Annotated in this window: 23 protein-coding genes; 14 read left to right on the top strand and 9 right to left on the bottom strand. The window is 33.6% G+C overall.

All coding sequences use genetic code 11. From position 1 onward, the window contains the following. Nucleotides 1-59: 59 nt before the first annotated feature. Nucleotides 60-731 carry a hypothetical protein gene (locus tag H0X48_03705; protein ID MBA3954395.1) on the bottom strand — a complete coding sequence of 224 codons (672 nt, stop codon included), beginning with the start codon at nucleotides 729-731 and terminating at the stop codon, nucleotides 60-62. 187 nt (nucleotides 732-918) lie between these two features. On the opposite strand from H0X48_03705, the gene H0X48_03700 reads away from it, so the two are divergent. The 3 genes from H0X48_03700 (at nucleotide 919) to H0X48_03690 (ending at nucleotide 5,079) form a co-directional block, all read left to right on the top strand. After that, the gene (locus tag H0X48_03700; GenBank protein MBA3954394.1) at nucleotides 919-1,932 is read left to right on the top strand and encodes a hypothetical protein; all 1,014 of its coding nucleotides are present in this window, start codon (nucleotides 919-921) and stop codon (nucleotides 1,930-1,932) included. A gap of 828 nt (nucleotides 1,933-2,760) precedes the next feature. Then, entirely contained in the window at nucleotides 2,761-3,315 is a 555-nt protein-coding gene (locus H0X48_03695) for a LemA family protein (protein ID MBA3954393.1), read from the top strand. Nucleotides 3,316-3,324: 9 nt separating this feature from the next. Further along, nucleotides 3,325-5,079: a DUF2207 domain-containing protein gene (locus H0X48_03690; GenBank protein ID MBA3954392.1), complete on the top strand. Its 1,755-nt coding sequence runs from the start codon at nucleotides 3,325-3,327 to the stop codon at nucleotides 5,077-5,079. Nucleotides 5,080-5,093: 14 nt separating this feature from the next. On the opposite strand, the gene H0X48_03685 is transcribed toward H0X48_03690, so the two are convergent. After that, nucleotides 5,094-5,810 carry a hypothetical protein gene (locus H0X48_03685; protein MBA3954391.1) on the bottom strand — a complete coding sequence of 239 codons (717 nt, stop codon included), beginning with the start codon at nucleotides 5,808-5,810 and terminating at the stop codon, nucleotides 5,094-5,096. 169 nt (nucleotides 5,811-5,979) lie between these two features. Here H0X48_03685 and H0X48_03680 point away from each other — a divergent pair, with 169 nt between their 5' ends. Then, a complete protein-coding gene (locus H0X48_03680; GenBank protein ID MBA3954390.1) occupies nucleotides 5,980-6,963 on the top strand; it encodes a hypothetical protein in 984 nt (327 codons plus the stop codon). A 200-nt stretch (nucleotides 6,964-7,163) separates the two neighbouring features. On the opposite strand, the gene H0X48_03675 is transcribed toward H0X48_03680, so the two are convergent. After that, nucleotides 7,164-7,448: a hypothetical protein gene (locus H0X48_03675; GenBank protein MBA3954389.1), complete on the bottom strand. Its 285-nt coding sequence runs from the start codon at nucleotides 7,446-7,448 to the stop codon at nucleotides 7,164-7,166. A gap of 234 nt (nucleotides 7,449-7,682) precedes the next feature. Here H0X48_03675 and H0X48_03670 point away from each other — a divergent pair, with 234 nt between their 5' ends. Both H0X48_03670 and H0X48_03665 read left to right on the top strand, forming a co-directional pair. Continuing rightward, nucleotides 7,683-8,300, top strand: coding sequence for a hypothetical protein (locus H0X48_03670; GenBank protein ID MBA3954388.1), 618 nt, complete (start codon nucleotides 7,683-7,685; stop codon nucleotides 8,298-8,300). A gap of 276 nt (nucleotides 8,301-8,576) precedes the next feature. Next, complete coding sequence (locus tag H0X48_03665; protein ID MBA3954387.1) at nucleotides 8,577-10,100, top strand: hypothetical protein; 1,524 nt, start codon at nucleotides 8,577-8,579, stop codon at nucleotides 10,098-10,100. A gap of 680 nt (nucleotides 10,101-10,780) precedes the next feature. On the opposite strand, the gene H0X48_03660 is transcribed toward H0X48_03665, so the two are convergent. Next, nucleotides 10,781-12,229 (bottom strand): hypothetical protein, encoded by a 1,449-nt coding sequence (locus H0X48_03660; GenBank protein MBA3954386.1) that lies wholly within the window; start codon nucleotides 12,227-12,229, stop codon nucleotides 10,781-10,783. Between the two features lie 231 nt (nucleotides 12,230-12,460). On the opposite strand from H0X48_03660, the gene H0X48_03655 reads away from it, so the two are divergent. The 3 genes from H0X48_03655 to H0X48_03645 are packed head-to-tail and all read left to right on the top strand — an operon-like array spanning nucleotide 12,461 to nucleotide 13,519. Further along, nucleotides 12,461-12,979 (top strand): hypothetical protein, encoded by a 519-nt coding sequence (locus tag H0X48_03655; GenBank protein ID MBA3954385.1) that lies wholly within the window; start codon nucleotides 12,461-12,463, stop codon nucleotides 12,977-12,979. A gap of 55 nt (nucleotides 12,980-13,034) precedes the next feature. Then, nucleotides 13,035-13,286, top strand: coding sequence for a hypothetical protein (locus H0X48_03650; protein MBA3954384.1), 252 nt, complete (start codon nucleotides 13,035-13,037; stop codon nucleotides 13,284-13,286). A gap of 26 nt (nucleotides 13,287-13,312) precedes the next feature. Next, a complete protein-coding gene (locus H0X48_03645; GenBank protein MBA3954383.1) occupies nucleotides 13,313-13,519 on the top strand; it encodes a hypothetical protein in 207 nt (68 codons plus the stop codon). Nucleotides 13,520-13,554: 35 nt separating this feature from the next. Here H0X48_03645 and H0X48_03640 read toward each other — a convergent pair whose 3' ends face one another. The 3 genes from H0X48_03640 to H0X48_03630 all read right to left on the bottom strand — a co-directional run bounded on the left by H0X48_03640 (nucleotide 13,555) and on the right by H0X48_03630 (nucleotide 14,834). Beyond that, nucleotides 13,555-13,743 carry a hypothetical protein gene (locus H0X48_03640; GenBank protein ID MBA3954382.1) on the bottom strand — a complete coding sequence of 63 codons (189 nt, stop codon included), beginning with the start codon at nucleotides 13,741-13,743 and terminating at the stop codon, nucleotides 13,555-13,557. Nucleotides 13,744-13,933: 190 nt separating this feature from the next. After that, the gene (locus H0X48_03635) at nucleotides 13,934-14,404 is read right to left on the bottom strand and encodes an MGMT family protein (protein MBA3954381.1); all 471 of its coding nucleotides are present in this window, start codon (nucleotides 14,402-14,404) and stop codon (nucleotides 13,934-13,936) included. 4 nt (nucleotides 14,405-14,408) lie between these two features. Then, complete coding sequence (locus H0X48_03630; protein ID MBA3954380.1) at nucleotides 14,409-14,834, bottom strand: NUDIX domain-containing protein; 426 nt, start codon at nucleotides 14,832-14,834, stop codon at nucleotides 14,409-14,411. A 72-nt stretch (nucleotides 14,835-14,906) separates the two neighbouring features. On the opposite strand from H0X48_03630, the gene H0X48_03625 reads away from it, so the two are divergent. Further along, nucleotides 14,907-15,368, top strand: a complete 462-nt coding sequence (locus H0X48_03625) for a DUF4385 domain-containing protein (protein MBA3954379.1) — start codon at nucleotides 14,907-14,909, stop codon at nucleotides 15,366-15,368. 92 nt (nucleotides 15,369-15,460) lie between these two features. On the opposite strand, the gene H0X48_03620 is transcribed toward H0X48_03625, so the two are convergent. Further along, nucleotides 15,461-16,126 carry a peroxiredoxin gene (locus H0X48_03620; GenBank protein ID MBA3954378.1) on the bottom strand — a complete coding sequence of 222 codons (666 nt, stop codon included), beginning with the start codon at nucleotides 16,124-16,126 and terminating at the stop codon, nucleotides 15,461-15,463. A gap of 160 nt (nucleotides 16,127-16,286) precedes the next feature. Here H0X48_03620 and H0X48_03615 point away from each other — a divergent pair, with 160 nt between their 5' ends. The 3 genes from H0X48_03615 (at nucleotide 16,287) to H0X48_03605 (ending at nucleotide 18,814) form a co-directional block, all read left to right on the top strand. Further along, the gene (locus H0X48_03615) at nucleotides 16,287-16,631 is read left to right on the top strand and encodes a hypothetical protein (protein ID MBA3954377.1); all 345 of its coding nucleotides are present in this window, start codon (nucleotides 16,287-16,289) and stop codon (nucleotides 16,629-16,631) included. Between the two features lie 114 nt (nucleotides 16,632-16,745). Beyond that, nucleotides 16,746-17,174: a hypothetical protein gene (locus H0X48_03610; protein ID MBA3954376.1), complete on the top strand. Its 429-nt coding sequence runs from the start codon at nucleotides 16,746-16,748 to the stop codon at nucleotides 17,172-17,174. Between the two features lie 404 nt (nucleotides 17,175-17,578). Then, the gene (locus H0X48_03605; GenBank protein MBA3954375.1) at nucleotides 17,579-18,814 is read left to right on the top strand and encodes an ankyrin repeat domain-containing protein; all 1,236 of its coding nucleotides are present in this window, start codon (nucleotides 17,579-17,581) and stop codon (nucleotides 18,812-18,814) included. Between the two features lie 4 nt (nucleotides 18,815-18,818). Here the strand turns inward: H0X48_03605 and H0X48_03600 are convergent, their stop codons facing one another. Continuing rightward, complete coding sequence (locus tag H0X48_03600) at nucleotides 18,819-20,642, bottom strand: cation-translocating P-type ATPase (GenBank protein ID MBA3954374.1); 1,824 nt, start codon at nucleotides 20,640-20,642, stop codon at nucleotides 18,819-18,821. 193 nt (nucleotides 20,643-20,835) lie between these two features. Between H0X48_03600 and H0X48_03595 the strand changes: the two genes are divergently transcribed. Continuing rightward, nucleotides 20,836-21,777 (top strand): hypothetical protein, encoded by a 942-nt coding sequence (locus H0X48_03595; protein ID MBA3954373.1) that lies wholly within the window; start codon nucleotides 20,836-20,838, stop codon nucleotides 21,775-21,777. The last annotated feature ends 59 nt before the right edge of the window (nucleotides 21,778-21,836 follow it).

Genomic DNA, 21,836 nt, shown 5'->3' with positions numbered 1-21,836 from the left:
TTCCACCACTACGAGCAAAATGGAGGGTTGCTTCGTGTATAAGCTTCTCAAAATCTATACTATGCTGTGTATTCATAAGGTGCGTGTCTTTCATTAATTTTAATATCTTGAGAAATGTTTTTGTCTACGTTCGCAGTATCTAAAGTAGCTTGATAAGCAAGTATAGGTGAATCTTGTAAGTCAGTTACACAGTTAATCATACCAGTATTTTGTAATGCATCTTCTAAGTAACAATCAGTACTAGAAAAAAAGATTTTTACCTTACATACAGGTGCACCCAAAGAAGCAAAATAAGCACGCACTTGATTCATAAGAAACTCCTCTTTTCCCCTTAAACGATATTCGCGCGTTAGATATATTTTTAAAATATACAAAGTGGTTATATTAACTAATCGCGCAACAATAAAACCAACTGGCTTGTCTAACTGGGTTAGCATAATACCAAAATAATTGTTTTCATTATTAAACCAACATTTAGGTTTATGAAGAAGAAAGCTAAAATTACTCTCAGATGGAAAACATCCATGATTTAGAAAATTTTTATTTTTTTGAGAAATTTTCAAAATTTTCAGTTTTTCTAATTCTAATGGTTTTGCTAGTTTGGATAATGCCTGAAAATTACTTTGCTGATAAACATCGCTGTCTTGACCATAGAGATCCTCATCATATTCATACATAGTAAAACTAGAAAAAAATATACAACAACAAATAAGCACTTTTTTTAAAAACATAATTACCCCTTTATACAGGTCGTTTCTACGCAAATGAAATTATACTATAAGCCAACCTAGTAATACTACTATTTTTTTGAAGCAAGAAAGTAGTAGCTGTACTTACAGGCAAGAGTTGCGTAGACTAAATAATGATGTGTTTACTATGTTTAAATAACTCTGGAACCTTACACGCACAGGTGTCCTCATGTCAAAAAAGTTAACTCCAGCTATGCGCGCTCCTTATGAAGGGCATAAAAATGCCTTATATAAAAACCCTATCATAAAAGAACACTTAATTAATAACGCGGATCTTGATCGTGTAGGTAAATATTCAATTAGCACGCCTGAGCGCTATATAAAAGAAATCACTCTTGATGAAGATATTGCGTTAGGTAAGTTTTTTGAAAAAATAATTACACTAGGCAGCTCGCAAGGTTTTGTAGCCTTTATGATGCTCTATCAGTATATGTATGACAAAAATCTTTTAGGTAAAGAAATTGATTGCTTAACAGGGCAAGAAATTATTGATCATATTTATCAAGAAAATAGCTACAAACTTAAGCCCCGTAATAAACAACGATTTTTATGTAGTATTGTACAACTTTCAGGCCTACAATTTTATCTAGAAGATCATGAAGAAACACAAAATATACGGAAAGTACCAGGTAAAGAAGGCAATTTTTACTTTAAATCCTTTACGTTACTTAAAGTAAAAGGTTTTGAAACTTTGCCTGATAAAGAGACTATCGTAAGTCTAAACGGTGTTAGTATTATGAAAGACTTTATAAACATTTGGTACAAAAAAATGAGCCGCTTATTTATACCACTTGAGGATATTTTAAAAATACCTCATGATTTTCATAAAGATCATCGTCGTGGTTTTAATCTTAGCTTAGCACTGCGTCATGCCGAACTTGCAAGTCAAAAAGATTATGTTGAGTGGACACTCGAGCAGTGTCTTAATGTAGGCCAATGGCAAGCACAAGCACGACGTAAATCTGAAGCCTGGAAGCAAATAATTGAAAGCCTCGATGCAGGAAAATCACGTGAACTTATAGATTACTATTTTATTTACAAAGCAAATAAACCCGCACATTCACGTTATATTGAGCGAGTAATTATCAAGCGTTTATGGCAACCAGGAAGCGAGAATTTAAAGCTCCATTTTAGCCCTGAAGAGCTAACACCTAAAAAGCGTGGTAAGAAAATTGTTTTTTAAGCTTTAGATCAATTGAATCATAACACTAATTTATTTTTTATTTTTAGGGGTAGCCACCGTACTTTGGCACCCCTTTTTTTGTGCTTTTGAACAGTTTTTTAGGGGCAGCCACCGTACTTTTAGGGGGCAGCCACCGTACAAAATGGGGGCAGCCACCGTACATTTTAGGGGCAGCCACCGTACAAAATGGGGGTAGCCACCGTACTTTTGTTTTTGAGAACATGCTCCTGATCGCTGTTTTCAGAGGGTAAAAATTGGTATTAGATAATATAGTAGTAATAGCTATATTAGATAATATAAGAAAACTAAAGATGTTATTTTATTAGTTTTTAAGTTTTATATGTAAATCATCTTTCTTCACAATACCGACAGTTGTATAAGCATGTCATACGGAACTCATGCTATGCATTCGTAATACCTCGGTGCTCTTCGCTTACGCTAAAGCTTCAGCGAATCCGCTCGAGGCTGCAATAACTTATCTCGTTTAAGATAATTATTAAACTTTCAAAAAATATAAGAAAATAATAAAAAGCATTAAAACAAAACACCCCATTTAAACGCCCTTGGGTAAACGATTTTTTTTAACCATTACAATGGCATTGGTTTATACCTAAAAAATGAACTAGTGCTGTTTAAATTTTGTCTTTAGCTATTAACAAAGCTAATATCTGCATACAAATTACCTAGGAAATAATTTTAAGGGTATTTATGGGTCTAGCTAAGGGTGGTTGCGTTCTAGACTAAAACATGGGTATGCTTAAGAGTGTTAAGGCATACTATATGCTACAGAAATTAAGTACAAACAAGAGTAAAGGGTTAAAGATGACAATGATATTATTAGCTGTATTGGGTATAGCTGGGGTGGTAGCACTTTGGTTTATTACAGGGTACAATAGCCTGATCCGCTTAAAGGCACTGCTTGATGAGGGTTGGAGCGGTATTGATGTACAACTTAAACGTCGTTACGATCTTATTCCTAACTTGGTAGCAGTTGTTAAACAGTATGGAGTTCATGAAAAAAGTATATTTGAGCAAGTAGCTCGTTATAGATCTGAGTCTATAAATGCTCAAGGAGTAGTTCAAAAGGGTGCTGCCGAAACAGAGCTCAGTGGTGCATTGCGTACGCTATTTGCTGTTGTAGAGAATTATCCTGAACTTAAGGCCAATGAGAACTTTCTTTCTTTACAGCGAGACCTAAATACGATTGAGGAACACTTACAATTAGCTCGTAGATATTATAACGGAACGGCACGCAATTATAATAGTGCTCGTGAAGTATTTCCAACAAATATTATAGCGGGTTTTACTGGTTTTGGGCGAGCTCAATATTTTGAAGTAGTAAACTTATCAGAACGTGAAGCACCAAAAGTAACTTTTGACTAATAGAGCATTATGATGAACAATAACCATGTACAGTATTATTTATTGTTTTTAAGTACTCTATTTTTAACTTCAAATATAGTAACTGTAGACTATTGGGGAGAGTATCTTGAGCTTTTTGATAGTACTATTACGGTTAATAAAGATGCTTCGTTGGATGTTATAGAAAAGATTATATATGTTGATCTTGCTTACCCTAATAAGCATGGTATTGTTCGTGAATTTCCTGTACACTATAAAGATACTTTAGGTAATACTATTACTGTTGATTTTACCGTTAAGCGAGTATTAAAAGATGGTCATCCTGTTGATTATCATATAGAAAATGCGTTGAATGGTAAAGTCATAAAAATTGGTAGTGCTTCAACAATGTTGAGCTTAGGTAAACATACTTATATTCTTGAGTATCAGACCGGTCGTCAAATAGGCTTTTTTAAAGATTCTGACGAATTATCATGGGGTGTTACGGGGTATGGCTGGCGTATGCCTATAAAAAAAGTAACTGGACACGTTATTTTGCCAAAAAGCATTCCCTCTGCACGTATAGGCTTTGAGTTATATACTGGATATGAAGGTTTAACTATACGAAACTATAATAGTCGTTTAGGTAATAATAATACAATAGATTTTACATCAGACACAGTTTTGCCTCGACAAGGTGTTAAACTGGTTGCTTATTGGCCTAAAGGGTTCATAACTGAACCTAGAACTCTAACTAAAATAGTATGGTTCTTAAGAGACAATCTTACTATTTTATGGCTTTTATTGGGTTGGTTTGTTACGGCAGTGTATGCTTTTTTAGTTGCTAAAAAAATACGTTCAAAAGTTAGGCCTGGTACTATTATTCCGTTATTTGAACCTCCCAAAGACCTTTCACCAGGCGATATTCGCTATGTAGTTACTAGAGCTTATGATGCTGTAGGTTTTGCTGCCCAAATCGTTGACCTTGCAGTGCAGGGTTTTATTACCATAGAATATAAAAAAAAATTAATCTCTGATGTGTATACGCTTATTAAAAACACTGAGCAGCCAAATTATAGTACTCGTGAACAGACAAGTTTAATGGAAAACTTATTTTCTAAAACTACTATCCTAGTATTGCATAAGGCTTATAACTCTACCGTGGAAACTACAATGGGGCGTGTAAAAGCGCTTATAGAAAGTAATTTGGGTTATAAACATTTTGACTCTCATAGTAGCTCTGCAGGTAAACTTTTTCTTGTTACTGGTATAAGCATTGTGCCAGTAATACCTTTTTTACAACTTACCTTTGCTGAAATTGGACTGTTAGGAGCATTGGTGATTGTTAACTTACTATTTTATTATGCTGTACAAACATATACACCAATAGGCAGAAAGTTAGCCGATGAGATTGAAGGTTTTAAGCTATTTTTACAAACAACAGAAATAGAGCGGCTAAAAATTGTTGGGACACCACCAACTAAAACTCCACAGTTATATGAAAAGTATTTACCTTATGCTATGGCTTTAGGTGTTGAAGAAGCTTGGACTCAACAATTTGCATCAGTATTTAAGTCATTAGCCCAACAAAACCATACTTATCAACCAGTATGGTATAGCGGCTCTTCTGGTTTTAATCCCGTTTACTTTAATACAGGCTTTACTTCGCGTGTTAATCGGGCTTCAGTGGCTCCAATTTCAACAAGTACTAGTACTATTTCATCATCCTCTAGTGCTCCTGGTAGTAGTTCAGGACGTGGAGGTGGTGGTTCGTATGGCGGCGGCGGTGGTGGTGGTAGTTGGTAAAAATAAGCAATTTTTTAAGAAAATCTCCAAGGTATTACTTTTGTTGACTTTTCTTGTTGAGCACCAGCAGAACGTAATAATTGAACTACTTTTTGATTCTTTAATTCTAATGCTACGCATAGGGCTGTATTAAGAGTATTTTTCGGTAAGTTGCTAGCTAATATCATTAAAACAATATCCAGGTTTCCAGCTTTTATAGCTTTAACTAAAGGTGAACTTGAAGGATATTTATCTTTAACAGTGTTGCTAGGAGTTTTACTACTAGATTTTATAGCATGTGTAAGAAGTAACTTTGCTAGACTAAATTTTTTATTATCAATAGATTTAACTATTTGAATTCCTAATTTTTCATCTGGCTTTTGAGATAGATAGTTTTTTAACCATTGCAATGCTGCTGGCGAGCTTAGAGCAGAAGCTATTGCAATACGAGAAGCCCATGTATTTTGAGCGATAAGATTGATCGTCTTAGTTAAATTATTTTGGTTAGTCATAAGTCTATAAAAATCTTTATTAACACTTGCTAAAGATTTTATATTTTTTATAGCCTCTTTAAATGAGCCTTGTATTAAAGTGTTTAAAAGAATAGCTTTAATATCTTGAGGTAGGCTCTCAATAGGTGCAGGTTGAGCAGTTATACTAGTATCATTATTACTCAATCTTTTTCCGCAATAGGTCAAGCAGGTTAACTCAATAAGAATTACTAAACTTAAGTAAATGTATATATTTTTCATATTTTCTCGTAGTGCAGTTTTGCTTTTTATATTTTATCAATTATACCCGATTTTAAATTAAAAAAAAGTTGCTCTAAGAAGTCCTATACATCTACTCCTTTTGTGTTTTAGAGCTGGCGCTGATAAACTATAAATATTAAAAGCTCATTTTAATTTAAAGGAATAGTTGATGAAGAAATGCCTATTAGTAGTAGCTTTAACGGTGATTTTAAAAGCTCCTTTAGTTTTTTCAGCTATACCTGATAGAGCTCAAGCATGCATAGCAAATATTTTAGAGAAAATAGATGGTAAATCTGTAAAAGATGAAAATGAATTATTGTTTACTGAACTTAAGCAAAAACTGAGTATGAATCAAGCAATCCCTTTAAAAACTATGGGTATATTAGCAAAAATGCAAACTAATAATAGTTACATCTGGGGTTGCTTGCCTGGCATAATCAGTAGAGTATATATAAATCAAGAAAAATTTAATCTGTTACCTGTAACAGCTAAACAATTTGTACTTGCTCATGAATTAATGCGGATTAAATATAAACATGATGTACAAATTTTTGGTATAAAATATCTACTACAACTTTTGAGTAGACCTTTAAGAAATAAATACGTTCCTCAACGGTATAAAGAAAATTTAGTAAAACTTTTTCTAGTTATTCATTTTAAACCGCTCGTAAACAGTTATTATAATATAAAGTCTACTTTCAGTACCCTTGAAAATGATTTAGTGATCAATGTAAATGTAGCCCCTGAAAGCGACCTTAAAGTGGACTTGCAAAAAGCAGTAAGGCGAGTAAAACGTAATCGAGCAGAGCCTACCTATAATATTAAGTCGATAGCTCAAGCATTTGTTGGTACAATTATAGATAAGACTCTTGCTTTGCCAGTTGCATTTTATGCACGTAGCCTTGAGCGAGAAGCTGATAAAGCAGCAATTGAAGTGCTGGGAACTAAAGCAGGTGCTGATGCCTATTTACAAGAAGTGCAAAAGCAAAAGGCCTCTTCTGCTCAATCTTCTTTGTTTATTAAATCGGTTAATTTGTTTTTTACTGGTATTAACAATCCGCTACAGCTAGTCCCAGGTTTAGCAAGTATTATTTCTTCTAAAAACAATCCTGACCAAAGAAAAGCTGCTATACAAGAAATTACTCTAACTTAAAATAGTCTTACTAAATTTATTGTATTTAAGTAGCGATGCAACAAAGCAAGCTAATTATTATATATATATGCAGCAAGCTGCAAGTGGGATTTCTATTAGAATTAGCGTATAATTTTAATATATTAGTGTGTGGCTATATATCTTGTAAATTAATATAATTTAAAGTCAGAAATTATTCCATATTTTGTAGATGAATAATTTTAATGACTCTGTTTCTGCCGTTTATTCTTTATATAATTTTCTGATTTTTTTAAATTTTCAAAATAGTTTTTACATAAAAATAGTTGCTCTTTTAAATTAGGAATACGTGCTAAATATTGTGCAATAAGCCGTTGCTGCAACTCTAACAATTCTAATTTTTTTCGTTCCTGATTTATACTTAATGTTACTAAAATATCAACTACTTCCTCTTCTAAAGCTGTTTGCATACTTACGCTATTAAAAGTGGAACTAGCTAAAATTATTAAACTTACGAAATGTATCATAAACAACTCTTTTAAAATTAAATATATTTCTTTCTAGCATATCTAATTTATTTAATGATAGCAAAATACAAAACGAGTTTGCTACTAGGTACTTTTTGCATATGTACTCTTTGTGTATTATATATGTTTAGCTAATCTAATATGTCTAGCGTAAGTTGATTTTTTTTCGATCAAAATAAGTTATATATAAAATTGTTATAAAAGAGATGAAGGTTGCTTTTTTAAGGAGTTTAGATGCTTAAAAACAAAATACAAGAAGATAAAAATGAACAGCTTATAAATAAACTATATACTGAGAGCACGGGCTATACTATTGAAGAAAGTGAAAGGCTTTCAATTTTAGATAAAAGGGGTGATCCAACCTATGGTGAAATTACTTTTACTGGAGCTAAAATATTGCTACGTGATTTAAGATTTACTTATAAAGATATTTTTTATGATTTAGGCTCTGGTATTGGTAAAATGGTAACACAAGCCTATCTTACTACACCAGCAAAAAAAACTGTTGGCATAGAGCTTGCTCTTACCCGTCATAAGCTTGCCCTTAAAGTTCAAGAAGAGCTTCAAAAAATTGGAAAAGTACAGGAAAATCGTGAGCTTATATATGTTAATGGTGATATAGTTAACGTGCCAATTGATGATGCCACTATTATATATATTTGTTCTACTTGTTTTTCAGAAGAACTTATGAGCATACTAACGCTGCGATTAAGTGGGTTAAAACATGGCCTACGTGTAGCAACATTAAAAAAGCTGGCACCGAATTCTAATTTTATATTACTCAAAGAATACAAGTTACCTATGAGCTGGTATACAGAGGTTACCGTGTATTTATATAGATTAGAAAAATAGAAAAACAAATCATTGAACCTTGTTTTAGAATGTAGTATAGTTTGTAGTTGTTAATAGATCCTATTTTAAGAGAGTAAAAAATCTTAAGCAGCTATTAACTTTTTATTATGTGTAATTTTTTGCTTGAAATAGGCTTTAGATAATGATTGCAAACACTATTAGTAAAATAAAAAAAGAAGGCTTTAAAAAATATTTTAACAATAATGTTGCTTTCTTTGATAAAAAATATTATAACCATAAGTGAGTATTATTATTCACGAAAAGGAGACAATTCACATGAGTACATATAAAAGAATATTTTCACTCGCGCTATTGCTTTCAGTAGTAGCAGCAGGACAACCAGGCATGCAGGCAGCTGCGTCTGTAAGATCACGTAACAGCTCTTGCGGTTCAAGCACTGATTGTTCAACAGACTGTAGCACTGATTGTTCAACAGACTGTAGCACTGATTGCTCAACAGACTGTAGCACTGATTGCTCAACAGACTGCAGCTCAGACTGTGGATTTGGTCATGGAAGAACACATTACAGCCCGCGTTCAATTACTTTTGATTCAGCGTATGAGTTAGCTTTAACCAACTACCATGTATACCACTCAAACAACTATTGTGGTCCACGTAGTACTGTTGCTTTCTATCTTACTCCGTTTTATCAACAGTCCACCAGAAATCGTCGTAATGACAGATGGTTCCAAACCAGCTCTCAATCAGATGTAGCAACGAGTGGTTCAGCTTTATCAGGTTCAAACCGCTTAAGACCAGAAAGAAAAGTCTACGGCAGTTTGTTAACAATGTATGCTGATCTTGGTTGCTTATATGATGGTGCTTGGTTAAGCATTAATACAGCAGCTGTTGGTGTTGAACAAAGACTTCGTTCATGTGGTAATTCATCTAACTCATGCAATACAAATGTGTGCGATAGCACAGCTTTTGATGTATTAGATGTAAGCTCAACAGTTCCTTGTGATACAACTTTCGATACAGGTGCTTGTGACGTACGTCGTTGCTACAGAAGATCTGGTCTTGATGATATCCAAGTAAAACTTGGTTACGACTACTTCTTATGCTCAAATGATCACATTGGTCTTTACCTTGTAGGTGGAATACCAACAGGTCGTAGACATCGTGGCGAAATGTTTGAAGCTCTAATTGGTTCACGCCATGGTAGCTTAGGTTTTGGTCTTAACGGTGATTATACATTCTGCCAAGGTGGCAAATCTGATCTTGTATTAATGGCTGATTTTAAATATCGTTATGTATTTGAAGCAAAAGAACGCCGTACAATTGATATCAATACAGTAACTTGTGAAGAAACAAGAGAATGTGTAAGAGTTAAACCCCGTAGCACAATCGACTTCTGGACAGCACTTCATTACCAATATTGTAACTGGGGTGTTGAGTTAGGTTACGACTTGTTCTGGAGACAAAGTGAAAGAATTTGTCCTCGTCGCATCTTTAACCAAGATAATTGTGATACTAACACTAATACCTTCTGTGATAATAATAATACAGTAAGTGATTCTTGTGATGCTAACATAAACGATGAATTTAATTTCAATGCTCGTTCATGTGGATCTAACAGCGAAACATTGCTTACTGATTCAACAAGCAACGGTTTAAGCACTCATTCAGCTGCACATAACCGTGTATTAAATCATAAAGTGTATGGTGGCTTAAGCTACAATACAGCTATATGCAACTATCCAACATTACTTGGTGTAGTTGGTTCATACGAATTTAGTCGTTGCCGCGGTTCCCTTGATAACTGGGCAGTATACGGTAAAATCGGCGTTCAGTTCTAAGAATTATACTAAGCTTAAACTTAGTGTATATGAGAGGCAGTCATTTGACTGCCTCTCATTTTTAATAGCTAGCTATTAAGCAGGCATAGTGCTATGCCATTATACAGTTTTGCTATTATGCCATCAAGATAGTATGCCATTAAAACATTATAGCGTTAAAGCGTTATACTGGCTTAATGGCATATGTTAAGCCATTCACTCAATTACTATTAATTAGAAACTATTTTTAATCCAAAAATACAAAATATACTATTAAAAATAACTTAAGCATAATAAGTAAAATAAGACTTTAGAGCCTTGTAGCTCTGCTTTTTTAACTTATAATCTATTTATATTAATTATGTTATTGTATGAGTATAGAGCTAATTTAAAAAGCTATACTTAGTGCATGTCTCAGAATCTCTCATTGCAGACATGCATTTTTGAACTGTTGCTGCGATTATTGATATTATTTAAAGCTTAAGCCAATAGTGGTAGAATGAGTTATTTGAACGTTGCTCCCCTTTTGCAGGGCCACGGTAACTTTAGGTGGTTTTTATAAGTGTAATAAAGATTATCTTTACTTCGTTTGTAATAGTTTAATAAGTGGCGGCTATTTTTGATTATCATTATAAGATAAATATTAGTGCCGGTTAAGAGCACCGAATATTTATCTTATAATGATATTTACTTTTAAAGGTTTAAGCACTTACTGTGTTTGAGTGTTTGCCTTTATGCGTTATTTTAGAGTAGAACTTTGAGATATTAGTTGGCACGCTCGTTATTTTACGTAATATGCTGCGTATAGAGGACTCATGCTTGTTTATATCTCTGCCTTTATACAGACGGGCATATAAGGCTTTTTGAACATCACTATCTACTTGTTCTATGATTTCAGTTTTAACCAGTCGATTGGCTAATCGAGGATTTTCTTTAATTAAGTTTTTTAAAAAATCTTTATAACATGTGTCTTCTTGGACGCTATGACGAATTGATATAAAGGACTCATGTGTTTTAGTTTCTATATTAAGATCCAAATCAGTATGCAGTTTATAGTGACCAAGAATAGTATTGCAAACACTAATTAAATAAGGTGCAAGAAGTTTAATAGCTGAATGGCCTGGTAGTTCACCATCAATTTGAGTTCTTATATTATATACTAAGCCTACAGGGCGCCCTATAAGATGATTATATCCTGCTCTAGCTAATTCTTCTCCTGCTTTTGCAGATAATACAAATTTACGTATATTTCTTGTCGGGTCAGTAAACAACATGCTACTAAAAACGTCGCCCCATGAGCTTACAGCTCCAAAGGGAACAACCCAATCATCACTTGACCAAAATTGAAATAATGTCCCAAAATTTTGTGGTACGTAAATACCACTATCTGTTTGTGGATCTCTGACAGGAGTTGCTATCTGAATCATAGTATCAATAAAAGGTGAATCTTTTAAAGAAGATGCTACATTTACTACATTACCACCATGACTATGAGATAATGTAATAATACTGAATTCTTTATACCTTTCAAGCACAAGCTTTTTTAATATATGCCCTGCGTGTATACGTATAGCGCTATTATTCGCACCACTCCATTGAAACGATACTACTTGAGCTGAAGTATGAGCTTTGTCGGCTTGTGCTTTAGCATAAGTAAGTATGCCTTTAAAGTTAGCTGCTTCTATATCAAAGTAATCTTTAGTTAAAGCACCACCTCTTTGATATCTTAAAAAACCTAGTGGTAAAGAAAAATCAAATCCAGTACCATGTACTACAATAACTACAATTGGCTTGACACTATAATTAATAGTAGTTGGAGAATAAAAAAAGGCATTTCTTATTCCTGGATCATTGACTTGAGTATTATAAGTTGAAATACCAAATATACTTTCGGTATTACTCGGAGTATACCAATTATCTATAGATGTAGGCTGGAAGTTTGCTGATAGCAATTCATCTTGAGAAAAAGCTTTTAAATCTGGTGTAAAATCTATAAAATCTGATAAATCATCTAATGTGTATTGATTGTAATTTTCAGTAGAACTAAAATTAGTATTAGGTTTTATTTCTTTTTGACCACCTATAAGTGGACAAAAAGTTCCAAAGAAAATTATAGCACTATAAAGAAAAAAGGGTTTTTTTATTTTCATTGTATTCTCAAACAATAGTAGGTTTTAAATTATATTATTATATTATAGCATACAAATAGATATTAATACAATGCTCTAAAACGTCTTTATAAAATAGCTAGAGTAGTTAATATATTATTTTAGAAATTGTTAAGGATGCGTTTAAATATTTGTAATTTAATACAGAGTTTTTTATACTGTAAAAACGTCTATATAATTACTTAGTCAATAAAACTGAATAGGTAAAAAATCATGAAATATATCATTACTTTAGTGCTTTTATTAGCAGCTAGCATACATGCTGGCAAAAGAGCTCATCCTACAAGCACATTACAATTAATAGACGAACCAATCAGTAAACTGATAATAGCTATTGCTTTTAATGACTTAGAGGGAGCTCAAGCTATTTTAAAAGAGGGTGTTCCTATTAATAGCATCCTGAATCACTTAACTCCTCTTAATTATGCACAACAATTAGCTAATAAAGATATGGTAAAGATTCTACTTATGTATGGTGCTAATCCGTATAGTAAAAATAGTTATGGTCAAAATTCCCTTGAGTTTCATGCTCAAGCTTCCTCTTGGGATATACATAAATATAGAGAAGATAAAAAAGCAGTACAATTTTTTATAAAAGAGTATATTAAAGCAAATAGACAAGGAGCACAAGCAGCATTAACAAGAATTTTATGTTATACTCAGCCTGTAGCTCTTATTGAGAATATTGCACGGGATATAGCAATATACGTTTACCCTGATTTAATTGTTTAAATATTGCTTTAAATATATTTTTTATTGTACTCTAAAATAAAAGAGGAGAATAGTAGTGAAGTTTTATATACCACAGTATATAGTGTTACTTTTATTATTTGCTTGTAACATTACTAAAACGCTAGAAATACAAACTGATGCACAAGCTTATGACTATTGCATTAAAAACAACAAAACTTTTATTGCTCTTGTGTGGCCTGTTGCTCAAGGTAAAGATACTGAATTAAACAAATTACTCAACAGTTATGGAAGAGTACACTATAAAAACAATTTACCCTTGCTGCTCATCAAGCATATCATATTTTAAGTATAAGCCATCATACTATAACTAATATGCAAGACCATTTTCATTGGTATTTTCCAGGCAATACACTTGCTAAACCAGCACGTATTTTTGTAGTTTCTTATAATAATAGCCAAGTAGCTAAAAAGTGTAAATATGCTATAAGAAAGCTTTTTCACTTAGGCTATCGATCCATACATATTAATGATACGCATGCAGAAACAGTGCAGCTTGCTCATTTTTTATTAGGCGCTTAACTGCTTTAGAAATAGCATGGACCTAGTTTTTCCCGTCAATTAACTCTTTCTGGTTTATTACTAAATGGGTTAAAAGCGAAAGCAATATTCTCAGGCAATTTTGTTAGCGGTTCTATTTGAGATGAAATAGTAATAATATTTTCGTTTAATTGCCGTATCTCAAGTCCAACAAAAATAAGTGCTCCTGCAATAGCAAGTAAAGCAACTGTTATAGAGAAATTCATACTACCTTTATTCTAGTTTTTATAGTAGCATAGTCATATAATTATTGAAAATCAAGAATGTTTTTTAACTGTTTATTTAACTGCCGACCTTTAAGCCGCTAAGAATGATTCTCTAGATGTACTTACTAGGTACTTATAATAACAGTTTAAGCAAATAGGTAATATTAAATTAAAGAGATTATGTCTATAATTAAAAATTATTACTGTTTTTTTCAAATTCTAAAAGTGCTTTTTTTACCTCTATACCCCAAGCAAAACCACCGAGGCTGCCATTTTTTCTTATAATCCTATGGCAGGGAATTAAGTAAGCTAATTTATTTTTGCCTAGAGCGTTAGCAACAGCTCTATATGCTTTAGGTTGTCCTAAAGCACAAGCAAGATCGTGATAGCTAACAGTTTGTCCTGCAGGTATTTTTAAAGCTGCTTGCCATACTTGTACTTGAAACTGAGTGCCCGATAAAAGCAATACATTAGTGTTTATATTTGATGTAACTGATATTTTTTCGCATGTTTTCACAAAAGAAGTTTGATAGATACCTTTTTGAGTACTTGCTAAACGTATAAAGCCACCTGATGTTTGCAGGTAACTATAGTGGGATTTGTTTTCTTCAATATGCAGCTGAAAGTCTTTAGGTGACAAAACATGTGTAGTATAGGTCATAATTTTAGTATCCTTCTTGGGAATAACGCTGTTGCTGTAAAATATATTCAATTATTTGTCTATGGCGCAACATAAGATTATCTGGCAAATTAGACAGCCAAAACCAAGATAGGTGATCATGCTTATGAGATTCTCTATTATACAACGCGCCTTGCCAGCTATTAATTGCAAATACAAGCACTAAGTGGTCTCCATTAGTATTGCCTTTAAAACTCATTACATGAACAAGTTGAGTGTCTTGGGGTCTAACTATAATATCTAATTCTTCAGCCATCTCACGTATAACGGCTTGCTGAGCTGATTCATATGGCTCTATTTTGCCTCCAGCAAGTCCATAGCAATTGTTTGCAAATCCTGTATTAGCACGATATAACAAAAGTATTTTTTCATCTTTAACAAAATAGGCAAGCACATAATTTGCTGAATTCATACTTGTCCCTTATATTTTATTAGGCATTACGGTTTTATAAGTAAGTATACTCATGATTAACGAAAGAATATAATGGTAAAATTTGATTATAACCGCGATTTTTCTACTATAGATTTTCGTAAAAATCCAGAATTATATCAGATTGGCATAGGCGAGCAGGGAGTCCTTTTGGTTGAGCCATACAAGTCTGAGATTCTACCCTATTGGTGCTTTAAGACCCCTGATGTTGCTCGTGAATCCGCTCAGACTATTTATAATTTATTTCTAGATTATAAAAGCCAGGCTGATTTTGTAGGTATGGATATGGCACGTAAGTTTTTGCAAATGGGCTATACTCGTTCACGACGCTATGCTAATCATAAAACAGGTATTAAATGGAATAAAAATAAAACTATGGTACTCCCTCGAGAAATAGATGATGAAAAAGCCCAGTCAGCCAGTATTTTTTATGAGTATTATCTAAATGCTAAAAATGATCCTCTTTATATAAATTTAAAATTACAGCATAAAAAACTTTATGAACCTCAGGAGTAACCGATAGTATTTAAAATGGTAAGAGACAAGAATAAATTCTACATTTCAAAAAGGGCCTAATGCCCTTTTTGAAATCAACTTATATAAAATAATTAATCAGGCAGAGCATCTTTAACTTCTTTTTTAGGTTTAATAGCCTGTTGTCCTGGCTGCCAGTTCGCCGGAGTTATAACTTGCTTTTCATCAGTTGTCTGTAAAGCTACTAAAAGGCGTTTAATTTCATCAAAATTACGACCATTAGTTATAGGATAATAAAAAATTGCCCGTATTGTACCTTTAGGATCGATAAAAAACACTGAGCGGACTGTTTGTGTAGCACTTGCTTTTGGATGAATCATCCCATAAGATTTTGCTATTCTGCGACTGGTATCGGCTACTACAGGAAAGGTAATTTTTTGTTTGTTTTCTATGTCTTTTTCTAGATTTTTGATCCAACGGTCATGTGTGTAGGCTGAATCTACTGAAATACCTACAAGTTTACAATTAAGTTTATCAAGATCGCCAATCATGCTTGCTAGCTTTTTAAACTCAGTTGTGCATATAGGCGTAAAATCAGCTGGATGACTAAAAAAGATAACCCATTTCCCTGTATATTGTTCCGGAAATGCAATAGTCCCTCGAGTACTATCAGCTTTAAAGTGAGGTGCATTGTCGCCAATAAAAGGCCCGCACGACTTTATTGAATCTTGAGCTATTAGTAAAGAATTAACCATAGTACTTAGTACTATTGCTACTATTTTTATACGTAAGGATGTCATATTTTTCTCCTAAAAATTAATTTTATTGTAGTGTATCGCATTATTTTAGGTTACTAAATAAATCTATATAATTGCAATATTTCATATAATTATATAGATTTATACAGTCAAATTTAAAAAATTATTTCTATTTATTTGAAAATTACTCCAACGAGGTTTTATGAGATGGCTTCTAGCTCTTTTATTATTTAATACTTTGAGTATAAATACAGGCTCACGGCATCAAGCAGCTCAAGATCTTTTATTAGCTCTTGATATTGGTGATATCTATACAAAGCTTAAAAACACTCAACGGCATATTGCTATTTTAAAAGATCATCAAGACTCTATACGATTCCATATTAATTACTATTGCAAAGGATGCTCCTATTGTTCGCATGATAATTCTTACGATAGATTTTTTACTCTAGGAAATAAAGCTCGGGATCTTAGGGAAATTGCAGAACAGTATCACCGATTGATAGCTATTCTTATGGTGTATAAAAATGCCTCTATTAATCGTTAGTACCTTGTTATCTAAGTTGCAAGTTGTCAAACCATTGACAGTTTGTATTATATTATTTTATATTTAAAACTATATAATTATCAACTAATATAAAATAACATTAAGGAGGCGTATATGAAAAATTTATTTTTAATGGTAGCTATTCTAGCGTTAGGTAGTTCACTATTCTATAATTCAACTCTAGATGCACGTGGTGGTGGCGGAGGCCGCGGAGGCGGTGGCAGTCACATGGGCGGCAGCGGAGGCCGTATGGGCGGCGGTGGGCGGAGTTACAGTGGCAACCGTGGAAGCTATGGACATGGTAGCAGCTACGGCAAATCTTATCATGGTGGTGGCTATGGACGTGGCAGTGGCTATGGTAGAGGGTATGGCTATGGTGGTTACGGCTATGGCAGAGGGTATGGCTATGGTGGTTACGGATACCCTGCTTACTACGGCAGCTACTATACTCCTACTTATTACAATGACTATGATTATTATAACTATCCCTATAATAGCTATTACGGCGGAGTAGGAACTGGATTACTTTCTGCAATATTATAAAAAGCAGAATAATTTAACACTAAGAAGAGAAGAAGGCTTAGATCTTCTCTTCTTAGTTTCTGTTTTAAAGCAGCTTTACAAAGAGTATTTCGATCGCATAGCAGCAAATAAATAAAAACGGAGCAAAATTACTATTGCTTTTACGTGTTAAATAACTACACTAGTAAACTAATATATAATCTTTTATTTACTCTTACGACATCTAAAGAAGAATGTCTTTATATGTGTATGAATAATGCTCAGGACAGCTTAGCTGTCCTTTTTTATTTATCTGGCCAACATACCCTTTTGCTTTAAATATAAGTATCTTTTATAATAATTATTATATAGTTTATTATTTTTATTTAGATAAGTAATTTATTGTTAGTAAAAACAACATACTAGCATATGATTAAAGGGTACTCATGAATAATTCTGTTAAAGGATCCTCTTTATTTTTTATATTTGTACTATTAGCTCAAACAACAACCACACTACCTATGGCACTTCAAACTGAAAGTAGAGCATTAGAGTTAGTATTTAATGACGAACCTGATATATTAGGGCTCTGTTTAAAAGAAACACCACTACTTACTGCTTATAAATATCCAGAATATGAAGGTAAAACCTTGCTTCATTTAGCAGTTGATCGTAAAAAAATAAAAATGGTACAGTTTTTACTGCAATACGGTTTTGATATTAATGCCCAAGACAATGAAGGCAAAACACCTCTGCATATTGCAGCTTTTAATGATAGCCCCCTCTTAATAACATACCTTCTTAAATTAGGAGCTAATTCTTTAATTAAGGATAAAGAAGATTTTACTGCTTATGAATATGCAGTAAAACACTGCCAAGAAGCTACATTAAACTTAATAAAAGCCCATGAAGATATTCTACGCGCTCGTTTAAAGCAAGAACAAGATACGGCACAACAACAGCATGCACTCCAAGAAGCTCGTAATCAAGAAATATTTGTAGCAGTTACCCAAGGTAAAACAAAACAAGCGCTAGATTTAATTAACCTACCAGGACAAGATATTAACATAGTTGATAAAGATAAATATACTCCTCTCCACTACGCAGTAATGCTTAAGCATTATGCTATTGTAGGAATACTTTTAAATCATCATGCACTTGTTGATGCTGAAAATAAATATGGTGTTACACCTCTTATGTTGGCCGCACAAAAAGGGGATGAAGACGCACTTGCTTTACTTATTGATTATGGCGCATCCAGTACAGAGCAGGCTTTTTTAGCAAGTATTTTATATAACCCAATTACTACTCAAGAAAAAGAGAATGCTCCTAAAGCCATACAACTACTTGCTGATACTTTAAGCAAAAAACAGCTATTAGCACAAGCTTTTGATAACATATTAAATAGAGAAAATGTTGAAAAGTTAGGCGAAGAAAAAGTAGTAGAAGGCCTTGAAAGAGCACAAATAGCACTAGGCAATACCTATGGTGAATCTCTAACTTATCAGTTAAATCAAGCTTGTAGGACACTTAGAAATGCACAGCTTGAAAAAGAATGCCCTATTTGTTTTGAAGTTATGAAGGCTGGTAGAGCGCCTGTTCAATTGGTCTGTAATCACATTGTATGCAATGACTGTAAAAAAGAACTCCATATCTGTCCACTTTGCCGGCAACAACTTTAATATATTAGAAAACTTTTTTAGTAGTAGTTAATCGCAAAGAATTAAGAACCATCGCTATATCGGGTACTGCGTGAAAAATAGCTGCTTGCACAGGGCTTATTATACCAAGAAATGCAAGGAGCATTCCTACTGCATGTACTAATATAAAACCAAAAAAGATATTTTGTTTTATTGTACGTAATACTTTCTTTGCTAATGTATATACAAAATATATAGCTTCCAAGTCATTAGTAAGCAATACAATATCAGCCGCTTCTATAGCAGGCTCCATGCCCATACCACCTAATGCAATGCCCAAGTCTGCTTGTTTTAATGCAGGAGCATCATTTATACCATCGCCTACCATAGCTACGATATGGCCATGTGTTTGTAATTTTTTTATAAGGGCAAGTTTTTCATCAGGAAAAAGTCCACTATAGTATTTTTTTATACCTAAAGTAGTAGCTGTATATTCTACTGCTCCATGACGATCACCGCTAAGTAACAATACATCTAAACCAGATTCGTGAAGCTTTCTTATAGTACTAGAAGCATCATCGCGTACTAGATCAGCAATGTATATGCGTCCACACAAATAATCTTGGCAAGTTAAATAAACAACACTAGTAGTACTATCTTCTGCTTTTTCATCATGTTCTTGTACTGACACTACTTGTTCTATAAAATGCTTGCTACCTAACCTATATTTTTTACTTTTATAGATAACTTCTACACCTTGGCCTGCCTTTGAGCTATAGTGTTCAGGTTCTGGTATAACAATACCGCTTTCATGTGCTTTTTGTAGTATTGCCCGAGCAAGAACATGCCCGGAGTGTTTTTCAGCAATAGCTGCAAGTAATAATATATCTTGCTGGGTATAATGAGCATCAATAACATCAATACGGACTATCTGTGGCATGCCGCATGTTAACGTCCCTGTTTTATCAAAGATAATCGTGTCAATGTGCGCTAAACGCTCAAGTGCTTTACCACCTTTAACTAAAATACCTTGCTTAAAAGCAGCAGTTACGCCAGCAAGGCTTGCAAGCGGTGTAACAAGCGTGAGCTCTAAAGGAGACCCAAAAACAAGCAAAGAAACTATAAGTTGTATGTTGCCTGTATATAACCAGACTAGACCAATAAATAGTAAGAGCATGGGTACTAATATGAAAGCAACCCGATCAGCAAGCAATGCTATACGGCTTTTACCTGTTTGAGTATTTTCAAGTAATTGTTGAATTTTACCAAAAAATGTTTGAGTCCCAACTTTTTCTACTTCTACTTCAATGCTTCCCTCTTCAATAAAGGTACCCGCAAACACTATATCACCTATAGTTTTTCTTTTCTGGGTACTTTCACCTGTAAGTGATGATTCATTAACAAAAGCAGTACCCCGTGTTACGCTACCATCAACAGGTATACGATCACCCGTATAAACAATAATGATCATACCAGCATGAGCTGAAGCGAGAGGTATACGTTGCTCTTTGCCTTTAATAGATGCTCGAACATCAGTGGGAATGAGCTGAACTAAACTTTCAATAGCAGTTGTTGTCCGTTCTTCAATAAAATATTCGATATATTCAGCTAATGCCATAATAAGTAACACAATGCAAATAGCCCTTTCTTCATGTCCAATGAGACCTACTATAGTTGCTATTGATAAAAAGAGATCACTACCAATAATGCCTTTGAAGGCGCTTTTTATAGCTTGCCAAAACAAGGGAATACACAATCCTAGCAATAACAGATCTACAACATAAACCGGTACGTAAAAGGTGCTTATAAAAACGCCCAGTAGCGTCAAGCAATAAGCTAGCTGTTTGGTAATTTCTTCTGACCATCTCATGGTATTTCCTGTACATTCTCTAAGTTCAATAATTTAGAAACAAGTCTACAAGATAAATAGTTTTAACTAAAGCAGAATTCTGTTTTAAACAATATGTTGTATAGTAGTTATAGGCTGGTATAGAATGTTTTTGACAAGCAATCAAAAATAACGTTTACTAAAGATAGTTGCTTATTACTAATCAGGGTATTTAATGAAAAAAATAACATTATTTTTATTGCTATTACCAGGATGTTTAATGCTTATAGAAAACTGCACATGCTTGCCTATCACAAAAACCAGCAACCCCTCAGGCAATGAGTGGAGCTATTTCCATAATGATATTGTACAAACAAAACACTATCAAACAAAAATAACTCCTGTAACAGTCCAAGTTCATGGTACATTGCCACCTCTTATTAGTAAGCTTGTACACGCGCTTGATTCCCCTTTAGGACTCGTGCCAGCTCTAACACAAGGAAATAAGTATTATCTAGGTCGCATACCCTATCTACTTTACCATACTGATCCTCAAGACTTTCCGCTTAAGACAAGCTATTTGTTTGGCTGGTCAGGGAGGTTGAATTTTCAAGCACGCAAGGAAGCTGCTCATGAACTTTATAAAGTGCTTAAAGAATTGCCTCATCCCATAACACTTATTACTCATAGCCATGGAGGCAACGTAGCGCTTAATTTAGCTTTAATAGTTCAAGAGTATGATGATACAACATTTTTTATAGACAGATTAGTATTACTTGCAGCTCCGGTACAAGCTGCAACAGCGCATCTTGTTAAGTCACCTATATTTAAACGTGTGATTTCTTTGTATTCTTCTAAAGACTGGACGCAAGTTATCGATCCACAGCGCCTTTATAGCATATCCCGCTCTTCAAATATACCCGTGCCATTCTTTTCACAACGCATTTATCCAGCTTCAGACAATCTTATACAGGCATGTATTCTAATCAATAGACGTAGTCCTACGCATATTGAATTTTTATCACCAAATTTTTTTAAGACATTACCAGTTGTTCTTGAAATACTAACTCAATCAGCAGATAAAGCACATCTTGCTAGTCAGCAATCTCATTTTAATATTTCTATACCACGATGTCTCTATTGCCAGAGTTATAAAGTAAGTTATAAAAAAATATAACCAATGCTTTGCTTTTATTTACTTTTGAAATTATAAATAGATATACTATAAATAAAAGA

The organism is Candidatus Dependentiae bacterium, assembly GCA_013821315.1.
Classification (GTDB): Bacteria; Babelota; Babeliae; order Babelales; family Babelaceae; genus JACDHA01.
The sequence above is the reverse complement of the archived record's forward strand: the minus strand, read 5'-3'. Positions and strand labels throughout refer to the sequence as shown.